This window comes from Enterobacter sp. SECR19-1250 (assembly GCF_013391025.1).
GTDB lineage: Bacteria > Pseudomonadota > Gammaproteobacteria > Enterobacterales > Enterobacteriaceae > Enterobacter > Enterobacter cloacae.
Genome location: NZ_JACASJ010000005.1, coordinates 1 through 25,368 on the forward strand (window position 1 = coordinate 1; position 25,368 = coordinate 25,368).

Consider the following 25,368-nt stretch of genomic DNA (forward strand, 5'->3'; position numbering starts at 1 on the left):
CGGTGGAGCTGCATGACAAAGTCATCGGGCATTATCTGAACATAAAACACTATCAATAAGTTGGAGTCATTACCAAAATCACCAGATAATAAAAACGTTATGCACCAAAATAATGAAATTTTTATGACTCTGCCTCAAAAGAAGGCAAGCAAAACGTTTCGATAAAAATAAAACATTAGATAGTGGCTTCAATAGTAGAATATATGCAACAAATCATCGCTTCGCTTACAAGGATAAATATTCACCAATTTTCAGTATCCTGAAGGAATTATTAACCGGTGCTAAATTAACAAGCGCGTCAGTTAACTCTCTGACTGGTTCATCAAGTGATTCATCCGCCAGTTCAAACACGCCCCAGTGAATGGGAAAAGCTAAGGGACTTCCCAGCTGCTGCCACAATGCGACGGCAGATTGCGGATCCATATGGTGTACCGCCATGAACCATCTTGGTGCATAGGCGCCAATGGGCAACGCGGCGGCGTCGATTTTGCCCAATCGTTCCGGGATCAAAAGCAGCTCCGGAGAGTAACCCGTATCGCCGCTAAACCAGAAACGGCGGTGTCGCCCCTCAAAGACCCAGCCACACCACAGAGAGCGATTGCGGTTCCAGAATGTTCGCATGCTCCAGTGCTGTGCCGGTACGGCGGTCAGGGTTATCCCCTGCCAGGTGATACTCTGCCACCAGTCGAGTTCAACGATGCGCCTTGCTCCCCGGCGGCGAAACCACTGTGCAAGTCCTAACGGCACGAAGAAACTGACGTCGGGAAAGCGCTTCAGGATACGGCGAATGGTCGCGTCATCAAGGTGATCGTAATGATTGTGAGAGATAACCACTGCATCAAGCTGCGTGAGTTGTTCCACAGAGAGAGCGGGAGGCGTTCTGCGCAGGGGCCCCAGGAACGGTACGGGAGAGGCGCGTCGGGAAAACACCGGGTCGGTGAGAAGAGTATTGCCGTCCATTTGCAGCAGCATACTCGCATGCCCCAGCCACCATACCCCATCTTCATGAGGTTGATTAAGCGACACGGGCTGCCACCACTGGCGGATAAAGTCGTCATAACCGAGCGCAGGAGGTTTGGGCAAACCGGCTTCTTTACGCGCTTTACGCCAGCGCTCAAGGTCGCCGGGCTGATGCCCAACGGGACAGGTATTCTGAAAACCGTTCGGTGTGTGATGCTTCAGGGAGGCGTCATACCAGGGATTTTTCCAGACCACAACCACCTCCCAGGTCAGAAAGATTAACGCTCTGCCACCAGACGGATAAAGTCGTCTTTGTCGTCGCTCTCTTCCGCAGCAGCCTCTTTCGCCGTCTCTTTCTCTTCCGGTTCGTTAGCCTCACACAGACGGCGTAACAGCGCATTCTGACGCTTTTGCTGATCGAGCAGCGCTTCCAGCAGTTCGATCTGCTCGTTCGTCCGGGAGCTCGCACGGTTCACGAAAAACCAGATGACAAGTCCCACCAGCAAAACAACGACAGAAACCATCAGGGATGCCATATTCAGCAGCCCTGAATTCAGTAACTCACCCATTTCACCACCTCAATAAAAACACGCATTTTACCACTGGCGCGAAGGAAGGAAATCACCTTAAGAAAAAATGCCTGTTACCACGGAATAAACTTATTGATTGCGCAAACGCCGCTAAAAAACTGTACATCCTGATCGCACATCACATTGATCGTCTGCGTCCACAACACCACGCATGCAATCAGCACGATAACCAGAATTACCCAGCGTATTTTTTTCACTCCACACTCCGTCTTAACACCTGTTGCATACAGGTTATCACGGTTATCTTAAACAAGGACTAACTGTAACGCCTGTAAGCCCTTTTCAGAATCATGCACTTGTTTCATAGAGTAAACCGTTTAGTCTTGAGGCATGACAACAAAGATAAAGAGGCAATGATGCATTTAATCATTCGAACAATTATTGCACTGGCCGTAGTATGGATTGGCCTTTTATTAACCGGATATGGCGTGCTTGTGGGGAGCACCGAAAACGCAGCTGGATTAGGTATCCAGTGTAAATACCTGACTGCCCAGGGAATGAGCACCGCCCAGTACCTGCATTCTGATAGCGGGATCATCGGGTTAACCAACTGCCCGGTTCTGCGTAAAACTTCTGTCGTCATTGATAACGGTTAATTACCCTTTTTTACGACCGATAAAAAACGCCGCAATGTCTGCGGCGTTTTTTTATGCTGAGAGGGGTTAAAACGGATACGCGTTATAGCCCATCTGCTCAGAAATCTTACGCGCGGCGGTATGAAGAATAGCAACATACTCATGCAGACGCTCTTCTGAGAAGCGCAGCGTCGGGAAGGAGATACTCAGACCCGCAATCACCACACCAAAGCGGTCAAATACCGGCACACCAATGCAGCGCAGCCCTTCTTCCTGCTCTTCGTTATCTTCGCCATAGCCCTGCTCACGTACCTTATCAAGCACCGTCAGCAGTTCGTCCGTGCTGGTGATGGTACGCTGGGTACTGCGTTTGTACTCCACCCCATCCAGAATCTGCTTCACTTCTTCACGGTCGCGCCAGGCCAGCAGAACTTTGCCGATAGCCGTGCTGTATAACGGATTGCGACGCCCGATGCGAGAGTACATGCGCAGGTTATACATAGAGTCAATTTTATGGATGTAAACAATGCTGTCTTCATCCAGAGCACCCAGGTGAATGGTTTCTTTGGTCAGACGAGAGAGCTCACGCATCTGGATATCTGCACTACGCACCAGGTCAACGTTTTGCAGCGCACGGGCACCTAATTCGAACAGTTTCAGCGTCAGAGAATATTTTTCAGACTCGCCTTCCTGCGCGACATACCCCAGTGACTTCATGGTTTGCAAAAAGCGATAAACGGTGCTTTTCGACATCATCACACGCTGCGACAATTCTGTAATACCAATTTCACGCTCTTCTCCGAGCGCCTGCAGGATGCCAAACACCTTCAGCACGGAAGAAACAGAATCGGGTTGTTTATCCAAATCTGCAATTGCCATTCATCACCTCATAGAGAGTGTTTTATAAAAATCAGAACCGGTTTTTATTATAAATTCCCGTCATGCCTGCTGCAATCAATCCGCGTTTACTTCGTTACAAATCTGCGACATAAAGCGGTTGTAACAGTGCTAAAATAGTTACCCTGAGAATAATTTCATACTGAGCTATTCATCCCACATGGAAAAAAAACTGTCCGATGGCCTGCCTTTACCCCAGCGGTATGGCGCTATCGCTACGATTATCATCGGTATTTCAATGGCCGTGCTCGACGGCGCGATTGCCAATGTTGCCCTGCCCACCATTGCCAGCGATCTGCATGCCTCACCCGCCAGCTCAATCTGGATTGTTAACGCTTATCAGATAGCGATCGTGATCTCACTGCTCTCGTTCTCGTTTCTGGGTGATATGTTCGGCTACCGGCGGGTGTATCAGTGCGGTCTGGCTGTGTTTACCTTAACCTCCCTGTTCTGCGCCCTCTCTGATTCGCTGCATATGCTGACGCTGGCCCGCATTGCGCAGGGTTTTGGCGGCGCGGCGTTGATGAGCGTTAATACCGCGTTGATTCGCTTAATTTATCCTCAGCGCCATTTAGGGCGCGGAATGGGAATAAACTCCTTTATTGTGGCGGTATCCTCGGCCGCCGGGCCCACCATTGCGGCGGCTATACTGTCTGTCGCCTCATGGCAATGGTTGTTCGCCATAAATGTGCCGCTGGGTATGGTGGCCATTTTCTTTGCCCTGCGCTATCTGCCGGGGAACGGCCCCAAAAGCACCATGCCTCGTTTTGATATCGCCAGTGCGGTGATGAATGCGCTGACCTTTGGCCTGCTGATTACGGCCCTGAGCGGCTTTGCGCAGGGTCAATCACTCCTGCTGACCGTTGCAGAGGTTGCTGCTCTGCTGATCATTGGCTACTTCTTTGTTCGCCGCCAGCTCGCTTTGCCTGTGCCGTTACTGCCGGTGGATCTGCTGCGTATTCCGCTTTTTTCGCTCTCAATATGCACCTCCATCTGTTCGTTCTGCGCCCAGATGCTCGCCCTCGTCTCTCTGCCCTTTTTCCTGCAGAGCGTAATAGGACGTTCGGAAGTGGAGACTGGACTGCTGCTGACCCCATGGCCGCTGGCAACGATGGTGATGGCACCGCTGGCAGGTTATCTCATAGAGCGCGTGCATGCCGGATTACTGGGCGCGCTGGGGCTGGCAGTCATGGCGGCGGGTCTGTTTGCGCTGGCGCTGCTTCCCTCGCAACCTACGGATCTGGATATTATCTGGCGCATGATCCTCTGCGGTGCCGGTTTTGGCCTGTTCCAGTCGCCGAACAACCACACCATTATCACCTCCGCACCGCGCCACCGCAGTGGAGGAGCCAGTGGCATGTTGGGTACCGCGCGCCTGCTGGGGCAAAGCACCGGTGCGGCACTGGTCGCCCTGATGTTCAACCTTGCCGGGCAGAATGGTAATCACCTTGCGCTCCTCACCGCAGGCGCACTTGCCACCCTTGCCGCGATCGTCAGCGGCCTGCGCGTCACACAGCCAAGCGTACAGGCATAAAAAAAGCCGGGCGGAGTTACCTCCGCCCGGCTCAGACTGCATCTTCAGCGTTACTTCAGGTATTCCCCACTGCGCAGCGCTTCAATACGTTTATCCAGCGGCGGGTGAGACATAAACAGCTCGCTCAACGATTTTGATTTACCGTTGATGCAGAATGCCATCATGCTGTTAGCTTCCTGCGGCTCGTAGCTGGTTTTCAGACGCTGCAGGGCAGCAATCATCTTCTCACGACCAACCAGTTTCGCAGAGCCGGCATCCGCATGGAATTCACGGTGACGGGAGAACCACATGGTGATGATGCTGGCCAGAATGCCGAACACCAGCTCCAGAACCATTGATACCGCGAAGTAGATCAGCGGGTTACCGTTGCTCTCTTCACCTTCATCGCGGTTTCCACCCATAAAGCCAGCGGCGATCTGCGCCAGAATACGGGAAATAAAGATCACAAAGGTGTTCACCACGCCCTGAATCAGCGTCATGGTTACCATGTCACCGTTCGCAATATGGCTGATTTCGTGCGCGATAACCGCTTCGGCTTCGTCACGGCTCATGTTCTGCAGCAGCCCGGTACTTACGGCAACCAGCGAGGCATCGCGACGGGCACCCGTAGCAAAGGCATTGATGTCCGGCGCATGGTAAATGGCAACCTGCGGCATGGCGATCCCCGCCTGCTTAGCTTGCTGCGCCACCGTATTCATCAGCCACTGCTCCATATCGTTGCGCGGCTGTTCAATGACCTCACCACCTACCGATTTCAGCGCCATCCACTTCGAGATCAGCAGTGAAATAAAAGAGCCACCAAAACCAAACAGCAGCGCCATAATCAACAGACCCTGAACGCTACTCGACTGAATTCCTGTCAGGCTTAGCACCAGCCCGAATACCACCATTACCGCCAGGTTGGTGAGCAGGAAGAGCGCGATTCGCATCATAATTTTCTTTTAACCTCAGTTTAACAAAACGCACTATGCGATTACCCACATCGTATGGGTATTGTGGCTATTTTCAAGCATACGAAGGGCGTAAGTCACCAGAAAGACACAACTTTACACAATTGGAAATCTGCCTGACGGAAGGATGCAGAACAAAAAGAAACAGGCACAATTTCTTGTGCCTGTTGGGGATTATTTTGCCGGAGCGGGTTGCTCGGCGGGCCTGGCTTTTTCGAGTTTCGCCAGGTCAAGAGCGATATGTACCGTCTCGTCCAGGTACGGATCCGGCTCCTGGTAATCTTTTGGCAGATCGTCCAGTTTCTTGAGCAACGGTTTACCTTCACGTTTGAAGCGATCGTTGATACGCGCCAGACGCGTTGCGTCATCCTCATTGTTCTCTTTCTCACGCTGAGCGTAGTTCAGAGAAACAATATTCCGTTTTTCTTTCAGGGCATTAAAGCGGGCAATGTCCTTCATGATGTACTGGAATTCAGGATCTTTCGCGATGCGTTCGTTGTGGTCTTTCAGTAGCTCCGGACCAAACTGGGTCATATCACCGGCTTTCACGTAAGTCGCGGCATTGATGCTATCCCACGGCAACGCGTTATCTTCAAACTTCTCACCGGTTTCCGTCTCTTCCGTGCCTGTCGGCATCATGATGTCTGGCGTCACGCCCTTACGCTGCGTACTGCCGCCGTTCACACGATAGAATTTCTGAATGGTGTACTGAACAGACCCCAGCGCAGGCCATTCCGGACGCAGCATCTGATCGTAAATACGATTCAGAGAACGATACTGCTGCACGGTACCTTTACCGAACGTTGGCTCACCCACGATCAGCGCGCGACCATAGTCCTGCATTGCAGCGGCAAAGATTTCTGATGCTGACGCACTGAAGCGATCGACCAGCACCACCAGCGGGCCCTTGTAGTAAACCACGCCATCATTGTCGGCATCTTCACGCACTTTACCGTTGTTATCGCGCACCTGCACGACCGGACCAGACGGGATAAACAGGCCAGACAGAGAGACAGCTTCTGTCAGTGCACCACCGCCGTTGCTGCGCAGATCGATGATCACGCTGCTGACGTTCTGCTTCTCAAGCTTCTGCAGCTGCACTTTTACGTCATCGGTCAGCCCTACGTAGAAGCCAGGAATATCAAGTACACCCACCTTCTCTTTACCGACGGTTTTCACCGACATTTTCACCGCGCGGTCTTCAAGACGAATACGCTCGCGGGTCAGGGTTACGATACGGGTTTTAGTGCCTTTCCCGGCAGGCAGAATTTCAAGACGAACTTTGCTGCCTTTCGGACCTTTGATCAGCACAACCACATCGTCCAGACGCCAGCCGATGACATCAACCATGTTCTGCCCGGTTTGGCCTACACCGACAATGCGATCGCCTACGCTTATCGCTTTGCTTTTTGATGCCGGGCCACCCGCAACCATGGAGTTGATCACCGTGTAATCGTCGTCCATCTGCAGCACCGCGCCGATACCTTCCAGAGACAGGCTCATTTCGGTATTGAACTGTTCGGTGTTACGCGGGGAGAGATAGTTCGTGTGCGGGTCGATTTCGTGGGCAAAGGCAGTCATTGCCAGCGAGAAAACATCTTCGCTGTTGGTTTGTGCCAGACGACGAATGGCAAACTTGTAACGGCGCGTCAGCGTGTCACGGATCTCTTTCTCATCTTTGCCAGTGAGCTTGAGACTCAGTTCGTCGTACTTCACTTTGCTGTCCCACAGGGCGTTCAACTCGGCTTCGTCTTTCGGCCAGGGCGCTTTACTGCGGTCCAGATTAAAGGTGTCGTTGCCGGTGAAGTCCATCGGACGTTCCAGCACTTTCAGCGCATATTGATAACGTTCAAAGCGGCGCTTTTGTGCCAGGTTATACAGATCGTAGAACAGATCCAGCTTGCCGGAACGCAGCTCATCACCGACGTCGGATTTACGTTTGGCGAACTGCTCGACATCGCTGGCGAGCAGTACGTTATGGCTGTAATCCAGCAAGTTCAGATAGCGGTCGAAGATTTTGGCCGAAAAGGCCTGATCGAGATCGAACTGACGATAGTGCGAACGGGTGAAGCGTGACGTCACACGCTCGCTCACCGTCGCGTGCTGCGTCTCTTCCTTGAGAACCGGAATTTGATCAACACGCGTAATATCGTCCACTGCGAAAGCATGGCCTGTTATGGCAAACAGGCCCGCCAGCGCGGTGAGCTTAAAAAAAGTGTTCATGCCAGGCTTGGCCTCCGTTTCAGAACAACAAGTGTTCTGCGCGTACAATCATTGACATACCAGAAGTCAGCTGTACACGAACGCCATCTTTGGTGATTTCCATAACGGTGGCGTCCATTGCATTGTTACCCGCTTTTACCTTCAGTGCCTGACCGACGCTCAGGGCGTTGATGTCTGAAACCGGAGTGTGGCGCTGCTCTTCACGAGGCGCGCGCGGGGCTTTAGCTGCTGGTTTGTCAGCACGCGGTTTGCGATCGTTATTTTCGGTGCGACGCGGTGCAGGACGCGGTTTACGCTCACGGCGAGGCGCTTCTTCCTGGCCGTTTGCCGCAGCGGCTTCACGTTTTTTCGCCTGCTGTTCTGCACGTTGTGCCTGAACGCGTGCTTTGGCTTCTTCAAGCTGCTTACGCGCATGCTCGACGTGCTGCTCGTCCAGCTCACCACATGGGTTGCCGTCAAGATCCACGCGAGTCGCACCCGGTTTGATACCGTACAGGTAACGCCAGCTCGAAGTATAAAGACGTAAGGCGGAACGCAGCTGAGTTTTGCTGAGGTTCATTTCCCCCTCAACGCGTGCTACCAGATCCTGAAAAATACCGACTTTCAGGGGACGAGCTTCGCCTTCAGCGCTGAAGCACTGTGGGAAACGCTCGGCCAGAAATGCGATAACTTCTTTACTGCTATTCAACTTAGGTTGATTTTCCATGAAATTTCCTGATTACAACGGACGTTGCCAACAAGCGCAGGCATGAACAGGCGTCATTATAATGACGCTATCAGTAAATGCTACGTTATCCGTTGATTATCCTGCGACGCTCGCAAAGAATTTTTGATAATCGGTTGCTGCAAGAACGTTTTCCAGATTCGCCACCAGCTCGCGCAGCCCCTGTTCGTCCTCGATTGTAAAGCGACTGAAGACCGTACTGTCGATGTCCAGAACGCCAATAATCTGATTTTTTACCACCAGCGGCAGCACGATTTCAGAATTACTGGCGGCATCACAGGCAATGTGCCCGTCAAACGCATGCACATCTTCCACACGCTGTACCTGATTCTCGGCGACTGCCGTGCCGCAGACACCCCGGCCGACCGGAATGCGCACGCAGGCCAGTTTGCCCTGAAACGGCCCCAGCACCAGCGTTTCACCTTCCAGAAGATAAAAACCGGCCCAGTTCACGTCAGAGAGACGTTCAAACAGCAATGCGCTAGTATTTGCCAGAGTGGCTAAGAAGCTGGTCTCACCCGCCATCAATGCCTTAAAATCGCGGTTTAGGTCCGCGTAGAATTCTGTTTTGTTCATTCTTCAATCACTTAGTTGTCTTACAAAATTACCGCATAGCCTATTAAAATAAGCATTAAATGCGCTCATGCTCAAGATGAATCCATTCATGAGTTATTATAACTTTCAACAATACCTATTTGTGCGCAACTGATGGCCTTAAAAACAACCAAAATCACGCCGACAAAAAAGATAACTGTCCATACGGTAAGCGCAGCTTTGCCTCGTGCACATTATCAGCGTTGCCCCCAGTGCGATACGCTTTTTATGTTGCCGAAGATGAAATCGCACCAAAGCGCCTTTTGTCCCCGCTGCGACGCTAAAATTCGTGATGGCCGGGACTGGTCATTAACCCGTCTCGCCGCCATGGCGGTCACCATGCTGCTGTTGATGCCTTTTGCCTGGAGCGAGCCGCTACTGAAGCTCTACCTGCTCGGCGTGCGCATTGATGCCAACGTGCTGCAGGGGATCTGGCAGATGACGCGCCAGGGCGATCCGGTGACCGCAGCCATGGTGCTTTTCTGCACCGTTGGTGCACCGCTGGTGCTGGTCGCCGCCATTGCGTATCTCTGGTTCGGTAATATTCTCGGCATGAACCTGCGTCCGGTGTTGCTGATGCTCGATAAACTCAAAGAGTGGGTGATGCTGGATATCTATCTGGTGGGCGTTGGCGTGGCCTCCATAAAAGTGCAGGACTACGCGTTTCTGCAACCGGGCGTCGGCCTCTTTGCTTTTATCTGTCTGGTATTGCTCAGTATCTTGACGCTGATCCATCTCAACGTTGAGCAGCTCTGGGAGCGATTTTACCCGCAGCGCCCCGCCACGCGCCCGGACGAGAATCTCCGGGTCTGTCTGGGCTGCCACTATACCGGGCTGCCCGATGCGCGCGGCCGCTGCCCACGCTGCCATATTCCCTTGCGACTGCGGCGCAACAATAGCCTGCAAAAATGCTGGGCCGCCCTCATCGCCTCGTTGATATTCCTGCTTCCTGCCAACATGTTGCCGATATCGATTATTTACGTGAATGGCGGGCGGCAGGAGGATACCATCCTCTCGGGCATTATCTCCCTTGCGCACAGTAATATTGGCGTGGCGGCAATTGTGTTTATCGCCAGTATTCTGGTGCCGTTTACCAAAGTGGTGGTGATGTTTACCCTGCTCATCAGCATTCACTTTAAATGTGAGCAAGGCTTACGTACCCGTATCCTGCTCCTGCGCTTCGTTACCTGGATTGGCCGCTGGTCGATGTTGGATCTGTTCGTGATTTCGTTGATGATGTCGCTGATTAACCGCGACCAGCTACTTGCTTTTACAATGGGACCCGCAGCTTTTTATTTCGGCTCTGCGGTGATATTGACTATTCTTGCTGTGGAATGGCTGGATAGCCGCTTACTTTGGGATGCACATGAGTCAGGAAACCCCCGCTTCGCCGACTGAAGCGAGAATTAAAACAAAACGCCGCATTTCGCCATTCTGGTTGCTGCCTGTCATCGCCCTGATGATTGCAGGCTGGCTTATCTGGACGAGCTATGAAGATCGCGGAAGTACCATCACCATTGATTTCCAGTCTGCCGACGGCATTGTGGCCGGACGTACCCCGGTGCGTTTCCAGGGGGTGGAAGTCGGTACCGTCCAGGATATCTCCCTTGGAAAAGGGCTGAATAAGATTCAGGTGCGGGCCAGCATCAAATCTGATATGCAGGACGCGCTGCGCAGCGAAACACAGTTCTGGCTGGTCACGCCAAAGGCCTCTCTGGCCGGGGTGTCCGGTCTGGATGCGCTGGTTGGCGGGAACTATATCGGCATGATGCCGGGTAAAGGTGAGCCACAGGATCACTTTGTGGCGCTTGATACGCAGCCCAAATATCGTCTCAATAACGGGGATCTGATGATCCACCTGCAGGCGCCGGACTTAGGGTCACTCAACAGCGGCTCGCTGGTGTACTTCCGTAAAATCCCGGTGGGCCGGGTGTACGATTACGCCATCAACCCCAACAAGCAGGGGGTGACTATCGATGTGTTAATCGAGCGTCGCTTTACCAATCTGGTGAAAAAAGGCAGCCGTTTCTGGAACGTTTCCGGCGTGGATGCTGACCTAAGCCTCAGCGGTGCGAAAGTGAAGCTTGAAAGTCTGGCCGCGCTGGTCAATGGTGCCATTGCCTTTGACTCCCCGGAAAATTCCAGCCCTGCCGCCGCAGATGACACGTTCGGTCTGTATGCCGACCTGGCGCACAGCCAGCGTGGCGTGATCGTCAAACTTGCCCTGCCCGATGCCAAAGGGTTAAAAGCCGGTTCTACGCCGCTGATGTATCAGGGGCTTGAGGTCGGTCAGCTCACCAAAATGACGCTCAATCCGGGCGGTTCCGTAACCGGGGAGATGACGGTTGACCCAAGCGTGGTGGATCTTCTGCGCGAGAAAACGCGTATCGAAATGCGCAGCCCGAAACTGTCCCTGAGTGATGCCAGCATCAGCAGCCTCCTGACAGGCAGTACCTTCGAGTTGATCCCCGGCGAAGGCCAGCCCAGCAACACCTTTGTGGTTGCCCCGGCGGATAAAGCCCTGCTGCAAAAACCCGGCGTGGTGACAATAACGCTGAACGCGCCGGAAAGTTACGGTATCGAAGCCGGTCAGCCGCTGATCTTACACGGTGTACAGGTAGGTCAGGTGCTGGAGCGGTCGTTGTCGGAAAACGGTGTGAGCTTCTCCGCCGCAATCGATCCGCAATACAGCAATCTGGTGCATGGCGACAGCAAATTTGTGGTTAACAGCCGCGTAGACGTGAAGGTCGGGCTGGACGGCGTTGAATTTCTCGGAGCCAGTGCGAGCGAGTGGGTGAACGGCGGGATCCGCATCCTGCCGGGCAGCAAAGGTCCCGTTCGTGACAGCTATCCGCTGTATGCCAATCTGGATAAAGCGATTGAAAACAGCATGAGCGATCTGCCGACCACCACGCTGACGCTGAGTGCGGAAACGCTGCCGGACGTTCAGGCAGGCTCGGTCGTGCTGTATCGCAAATTTGAAGTTGGGGAAGTCATCACCGTTCGCCCTCGTGCAGACGCCTTTGATATTGAACTGCACATCAAGCCGGAGTATCGCAAACTGCTTACCCCGAACAGCGTCTTCTGGGCAGAAGGTGGCGCAAAAGTTCAGCTCAACGGTAGCGGGCTGACCGTGCAGGCCTCCCCGCTCTCGCGCGCGCTGCGCGGGGCGATCAGCTTCGATAATCTGCCCGGCGCGGGCGGCAATATGCGCAAGGGTGACAAGCGTATCCTCTTCCCGTCTGAAACCGCTGCACGTGCGGTTGGCGGGCAGATTACCCTGCACGCCTTCGATGCCGGGAAGCTGGCGGAAGGAATGCCTATCCGCTATCTGGGCATTGATATCGGACAGATCCAGAAGCTGACGCTGATCACCGCCCGCAATGAAGTGCAGGCCACCGCGGTGCTTTATCCAGAATATGTGCAGACGTTCGCCCGTTCAGGCACGCGTTTCTCCGTGGTGACGCCGCAGATCTCGGCCGCGGGCGTTGAGCATCTCGACACCATCCTGCAGCCGTATATCAACGTCGAGCCTGGCCGTGGCAACGCGCGTCGGGATTTTGAACTGCAGGAAGCCACCATCACCGACTCGCGCTATCTTGATGGTCTGAGCATTGTGGTAGAAGTACCGGAAGCCGGCTCGCTTAGCATCGGCACGCCAGTTCTGTTCCGCGGTATTGAAGTGGGAACGGTGACCGGCCTGACGCTCGGGACGCTCTCCGACCGCGTGATGGTGGCGTTACGCATCAGCGATCGTTACCAGCATCTGGTGCGGAATAACTCGGTGTTCTGGCTGGCCTCCGGCTATTCGCTGGACTTCGGCCTGACGGGTGGTGTGGTGAAAACCGGTACGTTCAACCAGTTTATTCGCGGCGGTATTGCTTTCGCCACGCCGCCGGGTACACCGCTGGCGCCGAAAGCACAGCCGGGCAAACACTTCCTGCTGCTCGAAAGCGAACCTAAAGAGTGGCGTGAGTGGGGAACCGCCCTGCCGCGTTAATCTCAGGGCTCCGGTGTCAACGCGCCGGAGCCTTTATGTTACACTGCGCACCTGAACTTTTCCCTGTGGTGTGCCCGTGGCTCAAAACTCCGTATATCTTCCTGAACAATTCCTGGCGCAGATGCGCGAGGCGCTTCCTTCTCACCTCTCGTTAGACGATTTTATCGCCGCCTGTCAGCGACCGTTACGCCGGAGTATTCGCGTCAACACGCTGAAAATCAGCGTCGCGGATTTCCTTGCGCTGGTATCACCTTACCACTGGCAGCTCACGCCCGTTCCGTGGTGTGAAGAGGGTTTCTGGATCGACCGGGAGGACGAGGCGTCACTGCCGCTGGGCAGTACCGCCGAGCATTTGAGCGGTCTGTTTTATATTCAGGAAGCCAGCTCAATGCTGCCGGTTGCTGCGCTGTTTGCCGATGGCAACGCGCCTGAACGGGTCATGGATGTGGCTGCCGCCCCCGGTTCAAAAACCACGCAGATTGCCGCCCGCATGGCTAACCGCGGGGCCATTCTCGCCAATGAGTTTTCAGCCAGCCGCGTGAAGGTGCTGCATGCCAACATCAGCCGCTGCGGCATTCAGAATGTTGCCCTGACGCATTTCGACGGACGCGTATTTGGCGCCGCCCTGCCGGAAGCGTTTGACGCCATCCTGCTGGACGCTCCCTGCTCCGGTGAAGGCGTGGTACGCAAAGATCCCGATGCGCTAAAAAACTGGTCAGTTGAAAGCAACCTCGACATTGCCTCAACGCAGCGCGAACTGATCGACAGCGCGTTTCATGCCCTTCGTCCAGGCGGTACGCTGGTTTATTCCACCTGCACGTTAAACCGTGATGAAAACGAAGAGGTCTGCCTGTGGCTGAAAGCGCAATACCCCGATGCGGTTGAGTTTCTGCCACTGAATGACTTATTTGCCTCTGCTGAAGACGCCATCACCCCGGAAGGTTTCCTCCACGTATTCCCGCAGATTTATGACTGCGAAGGATTTTTTGTCGCCCGTCTGCGTAAAACTGCCGCCATCGCACCACTGCCCGCGCCAACATTTAAGGTCGGTAATTTCCCCTTCACACCGTTGAAGAGCCGTGAAGCAGAGCAGGTCACCACCGCAGCCCGCAAAGCCGGACTGAACTGGAACGACGATCTCCACCTCTGGCAGCGTGATAAAGAGATTTGGCTTTTCCCGGCGAACATCGAACCACTTATCGGCAAAGTTCGTTTTTCCCGAATCGGGATCCGCCTGGCGGAAGTGCATAACAAGGGCTATCGCTGGCAGCACGAGGCGGTCATTGCCCTTGCCGGCACGGCTAACACCTTCGCGTTGACGCATCAGGAAGCTGAAGAGTGGTACCGGGGGCGCGATGTGTATCCGGAAACGGCCCCTTCTCAGGATGACGTTGTGGTGACGTACCAGGGATACCCGCTGGGGCTGGCAAAGAAAGTGGGTTCGCGTCTGAAAAACAGCTATCCACGCGAACTGGTGCGCGATGGTCGCCTGTTTACCGGTAACGATCGCGCCGACTAAAAAAAGCGCACTTTTTTACTGGCGATTTTGCTCTCCTTGTCTACGATCAAAAATGGATGGCTGTACTGGTCATACCAGATTTCGACAACACACCCGGAGAGCATTATGACGAAAACCAGCGTGCGAATTGGCGCTTTTGAAATCGACGACGCAGAATTGCGCGGCGAAACCCAGGGCGAACGAACGTTAAGTATTCCCTGCAAATCCGACCCGGATTTGTGTATGCAACTGGATGCCTGGGATGCCGACACCAGCGTTCCGGCAATCCTTGATGGCGAACATTCCGTCCTTTACCGCGAGCATTACGATAGTAAAACCGATGCCTGGGTCATGCGTCTTGCCTGACCAGAGAGAACCCGCCCGAAGGCGGGTTATTTATTACTGCAACTGCGCCAGCGTGAAATAGCCGTCAAATACCGCGCCGGTATCAATGTAGTGCAGGTTGTCAAAATCATATCGCTTATCCAGCGGCGTATGACCAAACCAGAAGTGATCCGCCCCGCGAATTCCCTGCCCTTTTCCTGCCATAAACCCCATTAGCCGATCCCGATCCCACAGCACCCGCTCAGCGCTCACCGGCTGCTGCCAGCGATATTCCGCTGCCGGATAGTCAGCATGAGCAATAACATTCAGGCCATTTGTGCAGGTTATCTCAATAATCAGCGGCAACTGTCGGCACGCTTCTAACAGGGTCAGCGCCTGCTGCTGTTGCGAATCATCAAGCTGCGAGAACCAGCTTCCACCATTCATCAACCAGAGCGCAACGTCGTTATTTTCCACGCTGTCGATTGCCATTTGCTCATGGTTCCCGCGGACTGCGCGAAACCATTTTTCATTGATCAGTTGCAGGCACTTAACGCTGTCAGGGCCACGATCAATCAAATCCCCAACGGAGATCAGCAAATCCTCATAAGGATTAAAACGGCGGCGTTTCAGTTCGTCCAACAGCCACTGACAGCAACCGTGTATATCGCTCACAACCCAGACGTGACGCCACTTTCCACCATCGATTCGCTGATACATAAGGCCTCCCTGAATAAGTATAGCCGCATCAGAAAATGCAAATATCAGCGCCGGGCATCACAAAGCCAAACAAACGCTAAACCAAACGGAAATAAACCTTCCCGCGCTATTAATCCCTTTTTATCGGGCCTTTAAAATAAGCGCTAAATAAAAGAGAGGTTTCAACGTGTCCAATACTCACCTGCATAACGATGTGCTCTATCCGCATCGTACACATATTATTTCCGACCTGGTCAACGGAAGATGCGTTCCGGGCCCCATCTGGAAAAAGCGTGAGTATCGGCTGAAATTCCTGTTACGCTCGCTTCTGTTCTGGTCTTCTACCCGACGCATGCTTGAGGCACTCTCTGGCCGGGATGACTTTGATCGACTGCTGGCCGCGCAAATCACGTTACCCAGTAAAACCCACCGCCAGTACTTGATGCGCGGCCTGAATGCCGGCGACCGTGCTGACGCGATCGTCAGCCACTACCACTGGATGGATGGTCTGAAAGACCCCCTACTCGCCCATGCGCTGACCAGCTCTCAGGAGCAACCTGTCGTGCAGTTCAGGGCTAAAAATGAGGTGCTCTATACCGTCAACGCCTCCTCCGCTCACAAAGCCGAGCGCGAAGGTGAAAGCACACTGTGGCTGCGCGATGACGGGAATACCTTACTCGCAAGCCTGACCTTCACTGTTGCGCACAGCGCGGGACAACGGGTACTGGTGATTGGCGGTCTTCAGGGGCCTCGCCGTGGCGTCACGCGCGATGTGATAAAACAGGCTACCCGCGCCTGCCACGGCCTGTTCCCAAAACGCGTATTGATGGAAGTGATTTTCCAGCTGGTCGCACAGTCAAACATCCGCGCCATTTATGCCGTCAGTGATGAGGGCCATGTTTTCCGCGCGTTGCGTTATCGCCTGAGCAAAGGCCGTCATTTCCACGCCAGCTACGATGAGTTTTGGGAAACCCTGGACGGTAAGAAACGCTCGACCTTCTGCTGGCAGTTGCCACTTGAGATGGCGCGTAAATCCCTGGACGAGATTGCCAGTAAGAAACGGGCAGAATATCGCCGCCGCTTTGAGCTGCTTGATGAAATTAAAACGGCCATTAACGCCCGCTTTTAACCCTGCGTCTTGCTTTTGCCAACCACATACAAAAATTTAACAAAACCGTCAAAAAGGGCTGGACTTCCGCCTGCCGTAGTGTGGTATGGTTGAAGGCGGTTCACTGGAAGTGTCCCTTCTGAGAGAGTCGATAAGTGGATTTTGTCGTTACTTTCAATCAGATAAAAAGAGACCGAATACGATTCCTGTATTCGGTCCAGGGAAATGGCTCTTGGGAGAGAGCCGTGCGCTAAAAGTTGGCATTAATGCAGGCTAAGTCGCCTTGCCTTTTAAGAATAGATGACGACGCCAGGTTTTCCAGTCCACAGCTAAAGCGGCCGGAAAAAAAGCGTCAAAACATCAATAAATATGAAAAACCGCAGTGCTTTCGCAAGCCACTGCGGTTTTTTTTACTGGAAACCGAAAGCTAGCAGAGCTTGTCAGCGCGTTCGATAAACGGCGCCAGGCTCATTTTCTGCCCCGGGCTGGACGGGTCGTCTATCTGGATAACGCTGATGGGCTGTCCGCTGCTCTTACCGCTGGCGACCTGCTGTTCGGCCGCGTCGTTTAACGGGTATTGCACCAGCGTGCTTGGGTTGATGGCATACAGCGCATGACCCGGACGGCAGGTCAGCATCACCTCTTCACGATTGAACGCCCATTTATCCTTACCCACTTCAAAACGGCTGACGGTGATAACCTGCGGTGCCGCCAGCGCGCTACCCGTGCAGGCCAACAATAAGAGAGAAAGTACTGTCTTTTTCATATGCTTTTTAACCTTGTCAAAAGGGTTCCCAGGTCGCGAACAGGCTGACCGTTGCCAGCACCAACGCCCCCAGCACCACCTCTGCCTGTGTCATTCTGATAAAAATCTGTTGTTCGCGCCCGATGTGGGCACCAAACCGTGGCACCAGAAAATACCGATTCACCAGCGCAATTACCACCATCAATGCCACCAGCGCACATTTGAACAACAAAAGTTGCACGTAGCCCGTCTGCCAGGGCAGCGTAATGCCCAGAATAAAGAGCCCATTGATCGCGCCGGTAAGCACTACCCCCGCTACGGCATAATGCCCCACGCGAGAGAAGCGCATCATGGTATAAATTGCCGCAACCCGCCAGCGCCCTTTCGCCAGATGCATGCAATACAGCAGCGGCAGGAGGCCGCCAACCCAGGTGGCGGCACAGAGCAGATGTAGAGCGTGATTGATACGCTGCAACGCCCCCGCTGCACCGTCGTTCATTGCAGCATGCCCTACGCCTGCCAGCAGGACAAATTGCCCCATGGCGAGCAGCAAGAGTCGCGATCCTTTCTGGGGCGCAAGCCAGGCGACACAGGCCGCAATTGCACCCAGGATAATTTGCCACAGCCACACGCTACCAAACTGCGTTGCCAGCACGCTCTGCCAGACGTTCGGGTTAAACACGTCTCCCCAGCCGTTGCCCATGAGCCCCGCCTGGATCATGAACATCAGCATGGCTGACGTCAGACTGACCAGCGCCGCAATCTGTTGCTGCGCCTGAAAACGACAGGACATCAGACGGTACAAAGAAGACGGCGCGAACCAGACGCTATACAGCGCATTACCAAAAATCAGCATCAGCGCGCCGAAATGGATAAAGCGCAACCCCACATAGATGAAGGCCAGCATATTATTTCACGCTGAAGCGATAGCTGCCTTTGGTTTTGTGACCATCTACCGAGACCACATGCCAGTCAACCCGGTACGTGCCGGTCACCAGCGTCTGCTCCAGCGGAACATGGAACTGGGCCTTATTCTGCTCGTCACGCTGTATATCACCGGTTTTAACCACGTTCCCCTGTGCATCCTTCACCACGACACCGCTGAATCCGGGTTCAATGCCTTCGGAAAAATTCAGGGTAAGCGCCTGAGGAGCTGCTACCTGGCTATCGGCTGCCGGGATTTGCAGCTGGAGGTGCGCATGCGCCAGCACCGGGGTCGCTGTAACGGAAGAGAAGAGAAAAGCCAGCGCGCATACCGCGCGGGAAACGGATAAACCCATCGCAATCATTCCTTTTTGTTATGCCTATATGCTAAAGAATAACGCTGTATAATAATCGAGTCGAGGATCATCCCACCTCCGCTTGTCATCATCGTGCAATCGCGGTAACGTTGCCGCCGCATAAAAAGGAGAAGGTAATGAAGATCAATCTGGCTGCCCTTCCTCAGGACGAGATGGATAAAGTGAATGTCGATCTCGCTGCCGCAGGTGTCGCGTTTAAAGAGCGTTACAACATGCCAATCGTGGCTGAGGTGGTGGAACGTGAACAACCCGCCCATCTGCGTGACTGGTTCCGCGAACGTTTGATTGCGCACCGACTCGCGTCGGTCAATCTCTCTCGTTTGCCGTACGAACCTAAAGTTAAATAAGCTTAACGACTCGTTACACTTCCTTACGCGGAATATGCCAGGATAAGAAAACCCTGATTAGTTTAGGTGTATTCTTAAATCCTGCGACTCTGTGTATAAGGAAGTCACGATGTCACAATGGAATATTGCCGCCGCCCAGTATGCCGGGCAGCATCACAGTGTAAATGACCACGTAGCGCACCATCTCCGTTTCGTTGCGGAAGCGGCACAACAGCGGTGCGATCTCCTGGTCTTTCCTGAACTCTCGTTAACAGGATCGGGAAGGACGGACCTACCTCCCCCACCCGATGACGCACAGTTGGCCCCTTTGCTCGCCGCCGCAAAGCGTTACCGGATCACCATCATTGCCGGTCTGCCCCTTGATCTGAATGGTCAGCGCGTTAAGGGCCTCGCCCTGTTTTCGCCGTCCCGGCACAGCATCCTGCGCTACCCCCAGGGAAGTGGAGCCAGCCTGGTGCCGGGTGATAAACAGCTGACGATTGTTGATACGCATGCCGATTCCCCCAATCTGGATCCGCAGGCGACGCTGTTTACCAGCTGTCAGTCGGTGGGCGATACCCGCTGGCGCCAGTCCATCAACACGTTGCAGCGCTTCGCGCACAGGTATGCCATTGCCGTGTTAATGGCGAACGCCCGTGGCGGTAGCGCGCTGTGGGATGAAAAAGGCCAGCTGATTGTCCGTGCGGATAAGGGCGAACTATTATTGACCGGATCTCTGGGCCGACAGGGTTGGCAAGGCGATATCATTCCTTTAGGCTAAGCGTTTTAGCTCAGGAGCGTTCAATGCTGCGCGTCATCGATACCGAAACTTGCGATCTTCAGGGCGGAATAGTGGAAGTGGCGTCTGTTGACGTCATTGACGGAAAAATCGTCAATCCCATGAGCCATCTGGTGCGTCCCGACCGCCCGATTAGCCCACAGGCGATGGCCATTCATCGCATTACAGAATCGATGGTGGCGGATAAACCCTGGATTGAAGAGGTCATTCCGCACTATTACGGTAGCCCGTGGTATGTCGCGCACAACGCCAGCTTTGACCGCCGGGTACTGCCCGAGATGCCCGGCGAATGGATTTGCACCATGAAGCTGGCGCGTCGTCTGTGGCCGGGGATCAAATACAGCAATATGGCGCTGTATAAATCGCGTAAGCTCAGCGTCAGAACGCCCGAGGGGCTGCATCATCACCGCGCCCTGTACGACTGCTATATCACCGCGGCGCTACTCATAGATATTATGAATACCTCTGGCTGGACGCCGGATGATATGGCGACGATCACCGGGAGACCGGCGCTGCTGACCACCTTCACCTTTGGCAAATACCGCGGCAAAGCGGTGTCCGATATCGCCGATAAAGATCCGGGCTACCTGCGCTGGCTGTATAACAACCTCGACAAAATGAGCCCGGAGCTTCGCTTAACGCTCAAGCACTATCTGGGTGAAGCTTAACTTCCTGCACGGCCTGGCAGCGTTTCCTGTGCCAGGCCAATCAAAAAGGCATACTCCAGCGCGACCCCTTCATACGATTTGAATCGTCCCGATTTCCCGCCGTGTCCGGAGTCCATGTCGGTACAGAGTAGCAGCAGGTTATTATCGGTTTTCAGCTCCCGCAGCTTCGCCACCCATTTTGCGGGCTCCCAGTATTGCACCTGTGAATCGTGCAGACCGGTGGTCACCAGCATGTGCGGATAGGCTTTAGCTTCCACGTTATCGTACGGGCTGTACTCTTTCATGTAGCGGTAATAGATCTCGTCCTGAGGATTCCCCCACTCTTCAAACTCACCGGTCGTCAGCGGAATAGACTCATCCAGCATCGTGGTCACCACGTCGACAAACGGAACCTGCGCGATGACCCCTTTGAAGCGGTCAGGACGCTGGTTAATGGCCGCCCCCATCAGCAGCCCTCCCGCACTGCCGCCCATGCCAAAGCAGAGCTGCGGATCGCCATAACCCTGTTCTATTAGCGCATCGCAGACGTCGAGGTAGTCGTTAAAGGTGTTTTTCTTCTTCAGGAATTTCCCGTCTTCGTACCAGTGCTGGCCCAGCTCGCCACCACCGCGCACGTGGGCGATGGCGAAAACAAAGCCACGATCGAGCAGGCTTAATCTGCTGCTGCTGAAATCGGCATCCATGCTTGAGCCGTAGGATCCATACCCGTAGACCAGGATCGGGTTTTTCCCTTTCTGGAAATGCGCCTTGTGATAGACGAGCGAGACGGGCACCTCAACGCCATCCCGGGCGGTGACCCACAGGTGTTCGCTTCGGTAGTTATCGGAATCAAACCCTTTTACCTCAGACTGCTTAAGCACCTGACGTTGGCCGGTCTCCATGTCCAGTTCAAACAGCGTATCCGGCGTGGTCATTGACGAGTAGCCATAGCGCAAGCGGGACGATTCCGGCTCGGGATTAAACCCAATCCACGTAACATAGGCCGGATCGTCAAACGCAATCCCGATGACCTCCCGCGTTTTGCGGTTAATTTGCCGCAGGCTGGTCAGCCCCCGCTGGCGCTCTTCCACCACCAGCCAGTCGGTAAAGAGGGTAAATCCTTCGAGCATCACCTGTTCCCGCGCAGGAATGAGCACTTCCCATTTTCGTTCATCGCGTACTTTGGTTTTATAGAGGCCAAAGTTTTTGCCCTCGCGGTTAGAGCGCAGGTAAAAGCTGTGCTGGAAGTGATCCAGGCTGTACTCATGATCTTTACGACGCGGCAGGAAGCAGAGCGGCTGCGCATCAGGCAGCTCGGCATCAAGGAGCAGAACTTCAGAGGTGGTTGCGCTGGCGAGGAAGATAATCACATAGTGGCGTGACGACGTTTTATGCAGACTGACATAGAACGTTTCATCTTTCTCTTCGTAGACCAGCTCGTCATCATCCGCACTGGTGCCGACGGTATGACGCCATACCTGATAAGGCAGCAGCGTGGAGGCATGTTTCTTCACGTAGTAGACGGTTTCAGAATCATTCGCCCAGACAAAATCCGGCGAAACGTTCGCAATCATCTCCGGGTACCAGTTACCGGTTTCCAGATTGCGAAAACGCAGGCCGTACTGACGCCGGGAGAGGTAATCTTCCGCCAGCGCCATAATGGCGTTATCGGGCGAGACCGACATGCCGCCCAGCGTATAAAACTCGCTGTGGGCAGCACGCTGGTTGGCATCCAGCAAAATATCCCATTCATCCCACTCGGCGCTTAACACCGACTGACGCTGGTAGATGGGATATTCGTTACCGGGCTCGTAGATATGGCGATAACGATAGCCGTTTTTGGTCCAGGGTGCGGAGACATCGCGCTGGGGAATACGCTGCACCATTTCATTCAGCAACTGATCCTGAAGCGCCTGCTGGCTGGCCATGACCTTGCGGCCATAGTCATTTTCCGCGTGCAAATAGTCGAGCACCTCTGGCCGGGAACGCGAATCGTCCCGGAGCCAGTAATAATTGTCAATGCGCGTATCGCCATGCGTGGTGATCGCATAAGGAGTACGTCGGGCTTTTGGTGGCATGTCATGTTTCTTTTGAGTTTTACACCCTATAAGGTTGGCAAAACACGCGCATGATGCAAGCGAAACATGACCGCGACGGTGACAGTTAACCCGCTAACGCCTGTTTTTGCTCCCTGATATCCTTCTCAATGCCGTCGCGCACGTCCTGAGGGATCTTCAACGCGTCGCCGAGGGCATTGAGGTAGCTGCGCTCCATAAAGTGGTCAATATCAATGGCGGCACAGCTTAAGAAATAGAGTTCAAGCGCCTCCTCCTCATTCTTTACGCTTTGCGCAAGGCGCTGCGGATCCAGCGGCTGTTCGATGGCCTGGGCCACCAGCGTTCTGCCCTGCTCTTCCACACCGGCCTCCCGCAGCTGCTGCTCAATCGCCGACCGTTCTTTATCGTCGATATGCCCGTCACTTTTCGCGGCAAAAACCAGCGCAAGGATCAGCCGTTCAGTGCGCAGATCCAACGGTGACGTGTGCTGACCATAATCGGGTTCATCGCTATGTGCGGTTCGTACTCTGTCCTTGTATTTGTTCCACAGAACCGTGCCCGCAATGGCTCCGCCACCGGCCAGTAACGCGCCAGTGCCATATTTTGCCAGCAACTTGCGCGAGGATTTATTCGCCACCAGCAGGCCCGCCAGCCCGCCGAGCGCCCCGGGGACCAGCAGTTTGCTTAGCCCCTGCTCGCCGGATGGCGATGTTTTCTGCCCTAACAGTGATTGCAATTGATTTAACCAGCCAGACATGGTTTCCCTCACTTAACGGTGTACATGTTCCACAGCGTAAGCGAGCAGGCGTCAGGAAATGTCTGGCGGGGCTAAAGAAGCGCAAATTTCTTCCCCGCGCACGGGCCCCGATCAAGACACATGCAAACGTTTTCGTTTATACTGCGCGCAACTTTTTCAGGGGGATTGTTATGACTCGTTTAGGAACCGCGCTGCGACCTGCGGCGACGCGTGTAATGCTGTTGGGATCGGGTGAACTGGGCAAAGAGGTCGCCATTGAGTGTCAGCGTTTAGGCGTGGAAGTCATTGCCGTAGACCGGTACGCCGATGCACCCGCCATGCACGTTGCCCACCGTTCTTATGTGATTAACATGCTGGATGGCGATGCCCTGCGCGAGCTGATTACGCGTGAGAAACCGGATTTTGTCGTACCGGAAATCGAAGCCATCGCCACCGATACGCTGCTTGCCCTTGAACAGGAAGGCCAGCGCGTGGTGCCCTGTGCAAAGGCCGCGAAGCTGACCATGAATCGCGAAGGCATTCGTCGCCTGGCGGCGGAAGAGCTGGGTTTACCCACCTCTGGCTATCGTTTTGCCGGCGATAAAGCTGCTTTCCTGCAGGCCGTTGAGGAGATTGGCTATCCGTGCATCATTAAGCCGGTGATGAGCTCCTCCGGTAAAGGGCAGAGCTTCATCCGCGACAGCAGCACGCTGGACAAGGCATGGGATTATGCCCAACAGGGCGGTCGCGCCGGAGCCGGTCGCGTGATTGTTGAAGGCGTGGTGAAGTTTGATTTCGAAATTACCCTCCTGACCGTCAGTGCCGTTGATGGTGTCCATTTCTGCGATCCGATTGGACACCGTCAGGAGGATGGCGATTACCGTGAATCCTGGCAGCCGCAGCAGATGAGTGCCCTGGCGCTGGCGCGCGCGCAGGAGATCGCCCGTAAAACGGTGCTGGCGCTGGGCGGTTACGGCCTGTTCGGTGTGGAACTGTTTGTCTGCGGTGATGAGGTGATATTCAGCGAAGTGTCCCCTCGCCCGCACGATACCGGGATGGTGACCCTGATTTCCCAGGATCTCTCCGAGTTCGCCCTGCACGTGCGCGCGTTCCTCGGCCTGCCGGTTGGCGGTATTCGCCAGTATGGTCCGGCCGCCTCGGCGGTGATCCTCCCGCAACTGACCAGCCAGAACATCACCTTTGACAACGTTGAAGGCGCGGTTGGGACAGGTCTGCAGGTTCGCCTGTTCGGGAAACCGGAGATCGACGGTACGCGTCGACTGGGCGTGGCATTAGCCACTGGCAATAGCGTGGATGATGCCGTGGCAAGGGCGAAAGCTGCCGCTGCCGCGGTTAGCGTTAACGGATAAAAAAAACGGGCCTGATGGCCCGTTTTTCATGATGCGAGGTGCTTACTGCTTCGCGCCTTCAACCGCTTCGCGAGCCAGTCTGGTGATGCGATCCCAGTCGCCTGCTTCCAGGGCATCCGCCGGTACCAGCCAGGAGCCGCCGATGCACAGCACGCTCTTCAGCGCCAGGTAATCACGGTAGTTGGCCAGAGAGATGCCGCCCGTCGGGCAGAAGCGCACCTGAGAGAAGGGACCCGCAATCGCCTGCAGCGCTTTGGTGCCGCCGTTGGCTTCTGCCGGGAAGAATTTGAACTCTTTCAGACCGTAGTCCATGCCAAGCATCAGTTCAGAAACGGTGCTGATCCCCGGGATCAGCGGGATGGTGCCCTCGGTTGCCGCTTTTAACAGCGGCTCGGTCAGACCCGGGCTGATGGCAAACTGCGCGCCCGCTTCGGTCACTTCAGCCAGCTGTTTTGCGTTCGTAACGGTACCCGCACCAATGATGGCATCCGGCACGTCTTTAGCGATGGCACGAATCGCATCCATCGCGCAGGCGGTACGCAGGGTCACTTCCAGAACGCGAACGCCACCCGCAACCAGCGCTTTCGCCATCGGTACCGCGTGCTCCAGTTTGTTCACCACGATAACCGGCACAACGGGGCCAGTGGTCAGGATTGCTTCTGCACTTGTTTTCCAGTTTTTCATCAGAGTTTTCTCTCGCCAGATCGATAA

The 25,368-nt window shown here is 54.6% G+C and carries 27 protein-coding genes; 12 read left to right on the plus strand and 15 right to left on the minus strand.

The window, feature by feature from the left end; genetic code table 11:
* The first annotated feature begins 2 nt into the window (after nucleotides 1-2).
* Nucleotides 3-59, plus strand: a complete 57-nt coding sequence (locus tag HX884_RS27595) for an IS1 family transposase (protein WP_003032489.1) — start codon at nucleotides 3-5, stop codon at nucleotides 57-59.
* Between the two features lie 166 nt (nucleotides 60-225).
* On the opposite strand, the gene HX884_RS02250 is transcribed toward HX884_RS27595, so the two are convergent.
* The 3 genes from HX884_RS02250 to mgrB form a co-directional block, all read right to left on the minus strand.
* Entirely contained in the window at nucleotides 226-1,215 is a 990-nt protein-coding gene (locus HX884_RS02250; RefSeq protein WP_013096126.1) for an MBL fold metallo-hydrolase, read from the minus strand.
* Between the two features lie 23 nt (nucleotides 1,216-1,238).
* On the minus strand, nucleotides 1,239-1,529 hold the full coding sequence (locus HX884_RS02255; protein WP_023620462.1) for a YebO family protein: 291 nt from the start codon (nucleotides 1,527-1,529) through the stop codon (nucleotides 1,239-1,241).
* A 74-nt stretch (nucleotides 1,530-1,603) separates the two neighbouring features.
* Nucleotides 1,604-1,747, minus strand: coding sequence for a PhoP/PhoQ regulator MgrB (gene mgrB, locus HX884_RS02260; RefSeq protein WP_013096124.1), 144 nt, complete (start codon nucleotides 1,745-1,747; stop codon nucleotides 1,604-1,606).
* A gap of 159 nt (nucleotides 1,748-1,906) precedes the next feature.
* Between mgrB and HX884_RS02265 the strand changes: the two genes are divergently transcribed.
* Nucleotides 1,907-2,146 (plus strand): YobH family protein, encoded by a 240-nt coding sequence (locus HX884_RS02265; protein WP_013096123.1) that lies wholly within the window; start codon nucleotides 1,907-1,909, stop codon nucleotides 2,144-2,146.
* A gap of 66 nt (nucleotides 2,147-2,212) precedes the next feature.
* Here the strand turns inward: HX884_RS02265 and kdgR are convergent, their stop codons facing one another.
* Nucleotides 2,213-3,004: a DNA-binding transcriptional regulator KdgR gene (gene kdgR / locus HX884_RS02270; RefSeq protein ID WP_013096122.1), complete on the minus strand. Its 792-nt coding sequence runs from the start codon at nucleotides 3,002-3,004 to the stop codon at nucleotides 2,213-2,215.
* A gap of 178 nt (nucleotides 3,005-3,182) precedes the next feature.
* Between kdgR and HX884_RS02275 the strand changes: the two genes are divergently transcribed.
* Nucleotides 3,183-4,556, plus strand: coding sequence for an MFS transporter (locus tag HX884_RS02275; RefSeq protein WP_013096121.1), 1,374 nt, complete (start codon nucleotides 3,183-3,185; stop codon nucleotides 4,554-4,556).
* A gap of 50 nt (nucleotides 4,557-4,606) precedes the next feature.
* Here the strand turns inward: HX884_RS02275 and htpX are convergent, their stop codons facing one another.
* From htpX to HX884_RS02295, 4 genes are all read right to left on the minus strand, one after another.
* Nucleotides 4,607-5,488, minus strand: a complete 882-nt coding sequence (gene htpX, locus HX884_RS02280) for a protease HtpX (RefSeq protein WP_178327592.1) — start codon at nucleotides 5,486-5,488, stop codon at nucleotides 4,607-4,609.
* A gap of 192 nt (nucleotides 5,489-5,680) precedes the next feature.
* Complete coding sequence (prc, locus tag HX884_RS02285) at nucleotides 5,681-7,729, minus strand: carboxy terminal-processing peptidase (RefSeq protein ID WP_178327593.1); 2,049 nt, start codon at nucleotides 7,727-7,729, stop codon at nucleotides 5,681-5,683.
* 19 nt (nucleotides 7,730-7,748) lie between these two features.
* On the minus strand, nucleotides 7,749-8,435 hold the full coding sequence (proQ, locus tag HX884_RS02290) for an RNA chaperone ProQ (protein WP_020690828.1): 687 nt from the start codon (nucleotides 8,433-8,435) through the stop codon (nucleotides 7,749-7,751).
* A gap of 96 nt (nucleotides 8,436-8,531) precedes the next feature.
* On the minus strand, nucleotides 8,532-9,029 hold the full coding sequence (locus tag HX884_RS02295; RefSeq protein WP_013096117.1) for a GAF domain-containing protein: 498 nt from the start codon (nucleotides 9,027-9,029) through the stop codon (nucleotides 8,532-8,534).
* A gap of 132 nt (nucleotides 9,030-9,161) precedes the next feature.
* On the opposite strand from HX884_RS02295, the gene yebS reads away from it, so the two are divergent.
* From yebS to HX884_RS02315, 4 genes are all read left to right on the plus strand, one after another.
* Entirely contained in the window at nucleotides 9,162-10,445 is a 1,284-nt protein-coding gene (gene yebS, locus HX884_RS02300; protein WP_038984489.1) for a membrane integrity lipid transport subunit YebS, read from the plus strand.
* Nucleotides 10,414-13,047 (plus strand): PqiB family protein, encoded by a 2,634-nt coding sequence (locus HX884_RS02305; protein WP_038419908.1) that lies wholly within the window; start codon nucleotides 10,414-10,416, stop codon nucleotides 13,045-13,047. The genes yebS and HX884_RS02305 overlap by 32 nt, the downstream gene beginning before the upstream one ends.
* Before the next feature lie 76 nt (nucleotides 13,048-13,123).
* Nucleotides 13,124-14,566 (plus strand): 16S rRNA (cytosine(1407)-C(5))-methyltransferase RsmF, encoded by a 1,443-nt coding sequence (gene rsmF, locus HX884_RS02310; protein WP_029882304.1) that lies wholly within the window; start codon nucleotides 13,124-13,126, stop codon nucleotides 14,564-14,566.
* Nucleotides 14,567-14,671: 105 nt separating this feature from the next.
* Nucleotides 14,672-14,911, plus strand: a complete 240-nt coding sequence (locus HX884_RS02315; protein WP_013096113.1) for a YebV family protein — start codon at nucleotides 14,672-14,674, stop codon at nucleotides 14,909-14,911.
* Between the two features lie 33 nt (nucleotides 14,912-14,944).
* On the opposite strand, the gene pphA is transcribed toward HX884_RS02315, so the two are convergent.
* Nucleotides 14,945-15,589 carry a protein-serine/threonine phosphatase gene (pphA, locus tag HX884_RS02320; protein WP_178327594.1) on the minus strand — a complete coding sequence of 215 codons (645 nt, stop codon included), beginning with the start codon at nucleotides 15,587-15,589 and terminating at the stop codon, nucleotides 14,945-14,947.
* A gap of 166 nt (nucleotides 15,590-15,755) precedes the next feature.
* On the opposite strand from pphA, the gene HX884_RS02325 reads away from it, so the two are divergent.
* Complete coding sequence (locus tag HX884_RS02325) at nucleotides 15,756-16,697, plus strand: VirK/YbjX family protein (protein WP_178327595.1); 942 nt, start codon at nucleotides 15,756-15,758, stop codon at nucleotides 16,695-16,697.
* Between the two features lie 406 nt (nucleotides 16,698-17,103).
* Here the strand turns inward: HX884_RS02325 and HX884_RS02330 are convergent, their stop codons facing one another.
* The 3 genes from HX884_RS02330 to yobA are packed head-to-tail and all read right to left on the minus strand — an operon-like array spanning nucleotide 17,104 to nucleotide 18,701.
* On the minus strand, nucleotides 17,104-17,442 hold the full coding sequence (locus HX884_RS02330; protein WP_013096105.1) for a YebY family protein: 339 nt from the start codon (nucleotides 17,440-17,442) through the stop codon (nucleotides 17,104-17,106).
* Between the two features lie 16 nt (nucleotides 17,443-17,458).
* Entirely contained in the window at nucleotides 17,459-18,328 is an 870-nt protein-coding gene (gene copD, locus HX884_RS02335) for a copper homeostasis membrane protein CopD (RefSeq protein WP_130626250.1), read from the minus strand.
* 1 nt (nucleotide 18,329) lies between these two features.
* Nucleotides 18,330-18,701: a CopC domain-containing protein YobA gene (gene yobA, locus HX884_RS02340; protein WP_178327596.1), complete on the minus strand. Its 372-nt coding sequence runs from the start codon at nucleotides 18,699-18,701 to the stop codon at nucleotides 18,330-18,332.
* A gap of 137 nt (nucleotides 18,702-18,838) precedes the next feature.
* Between yobA and HX884_RS02345 the strand changes: the two genes are divergently transcribed.
* From HX884_RS02345 to exoX, 3 genes are all read left to right on the plus strand, one after another.
* On the plus strand, nucleotides 18,839-19,069 hold the full coding sequence (locus HX884_RS02345; RefSeq protein ID WP_013096102.1) for a DNA polymerase III subunit theta: 231 nt from the start codon (nucleotides 18,839-18,841) through the stop codon (nucleotides 19,067-19,069).
* Nucleotides 19,070-19,178: 109 nt separating this feature from the next.
* Nucleotides 19,179-19,829 carry a carbon-nitrogen hydrolase family protein gene (locus HX884_RS02350; protein WP_038419917.1) on the plus strand — a complete coding sequence of 217 codons (651 nt, stop codon included), beginning with the start codon at nucleotides 19,179-19,181 and terminating at the stop codon, nucleotides 19,827-19,829.
* A 23-nt stretch (nucleotides 19,830-19,852) separates the two neighbouring features.
* Nucleotides 19,853-20,515 (plus strand): exodeoxyribonuclease X, encoded by a 663-nt coding sequence (gene exoX, locus HX884_RS02355; RefSeq protein ID WP_013096100.1) that lies wholly within the window; start codon nucleotides 19,853-19,855, stop codon nucleotides 20,513-20,515.
* Here the strand turns inward: exoX and ptrB are convergent.
* Together ptrB and HX884_RS02365 are read right to left on the minus strand one after the other, a co-directional pair.
* Entirely contained in the window at nucleotides 20,512-22,572 is a 2,061-nt protein-coding gene (gene ptrB, locus HX884_RS02360; protein WP_020690816.1) for an oligopeptidase B, read from the minus strand. The genes exoX and ptrB overlap by 4 nt on opposite strands.
* A gap of 85 nt (nucleotides 22,573-22,657) precedes the next feature.
* Complete coding sequence (locus HX884_RS02365; protein ID WP_057071813.1) at nucleotides 22,658-23,308, minus strand: tellurite resistance TerB family protein; 651 nt, start codon at nucleotides 23,306-23,308, stop codon at nucleotides 22,658-22,660.
* 170 nt (nucleotides 23,309-23,478) lie between these two features.
* Here HX884_RS02365 and purT point away from each other — a divergent pair, with 170 nt between their 5' ends.
* Complete coding sequence (purT, locus tag HX884_RS02370) at nucleotides 23,479-24,657, plus strand: formate-dependent phosphoribosylglycinamide formyltransferase (protein WP_178327597.1); 1,179 nt, start codon at nucleotides 23,479-23,481, stop codon at nucleotides 24,655-24,657.
* 42 nt (nucleotides 24,658-24,699) lie between these two features.
* Here purT and HX884_RS02375 read toward each other — a convergent pair whose 3' ends face one another.
* Nucleotides 24,700-25,341 (minus strand): bifunctional 4-hydroxy-2-oxoglutarate aldolase/2-dehydro-3-deoxy-phosphogluconate aldolase, encoded by a 642-nt coding sequence (locus HX884_RS02375; RefSeq protein ID WP_178327598.1) that lies wholly within the window; start codon nucleotides 25,339-25,341, stop codon nucleotides 24,700-24,702.
* Nucleotides 25,342-25,368: the final 27 nt, after the last annotated feature.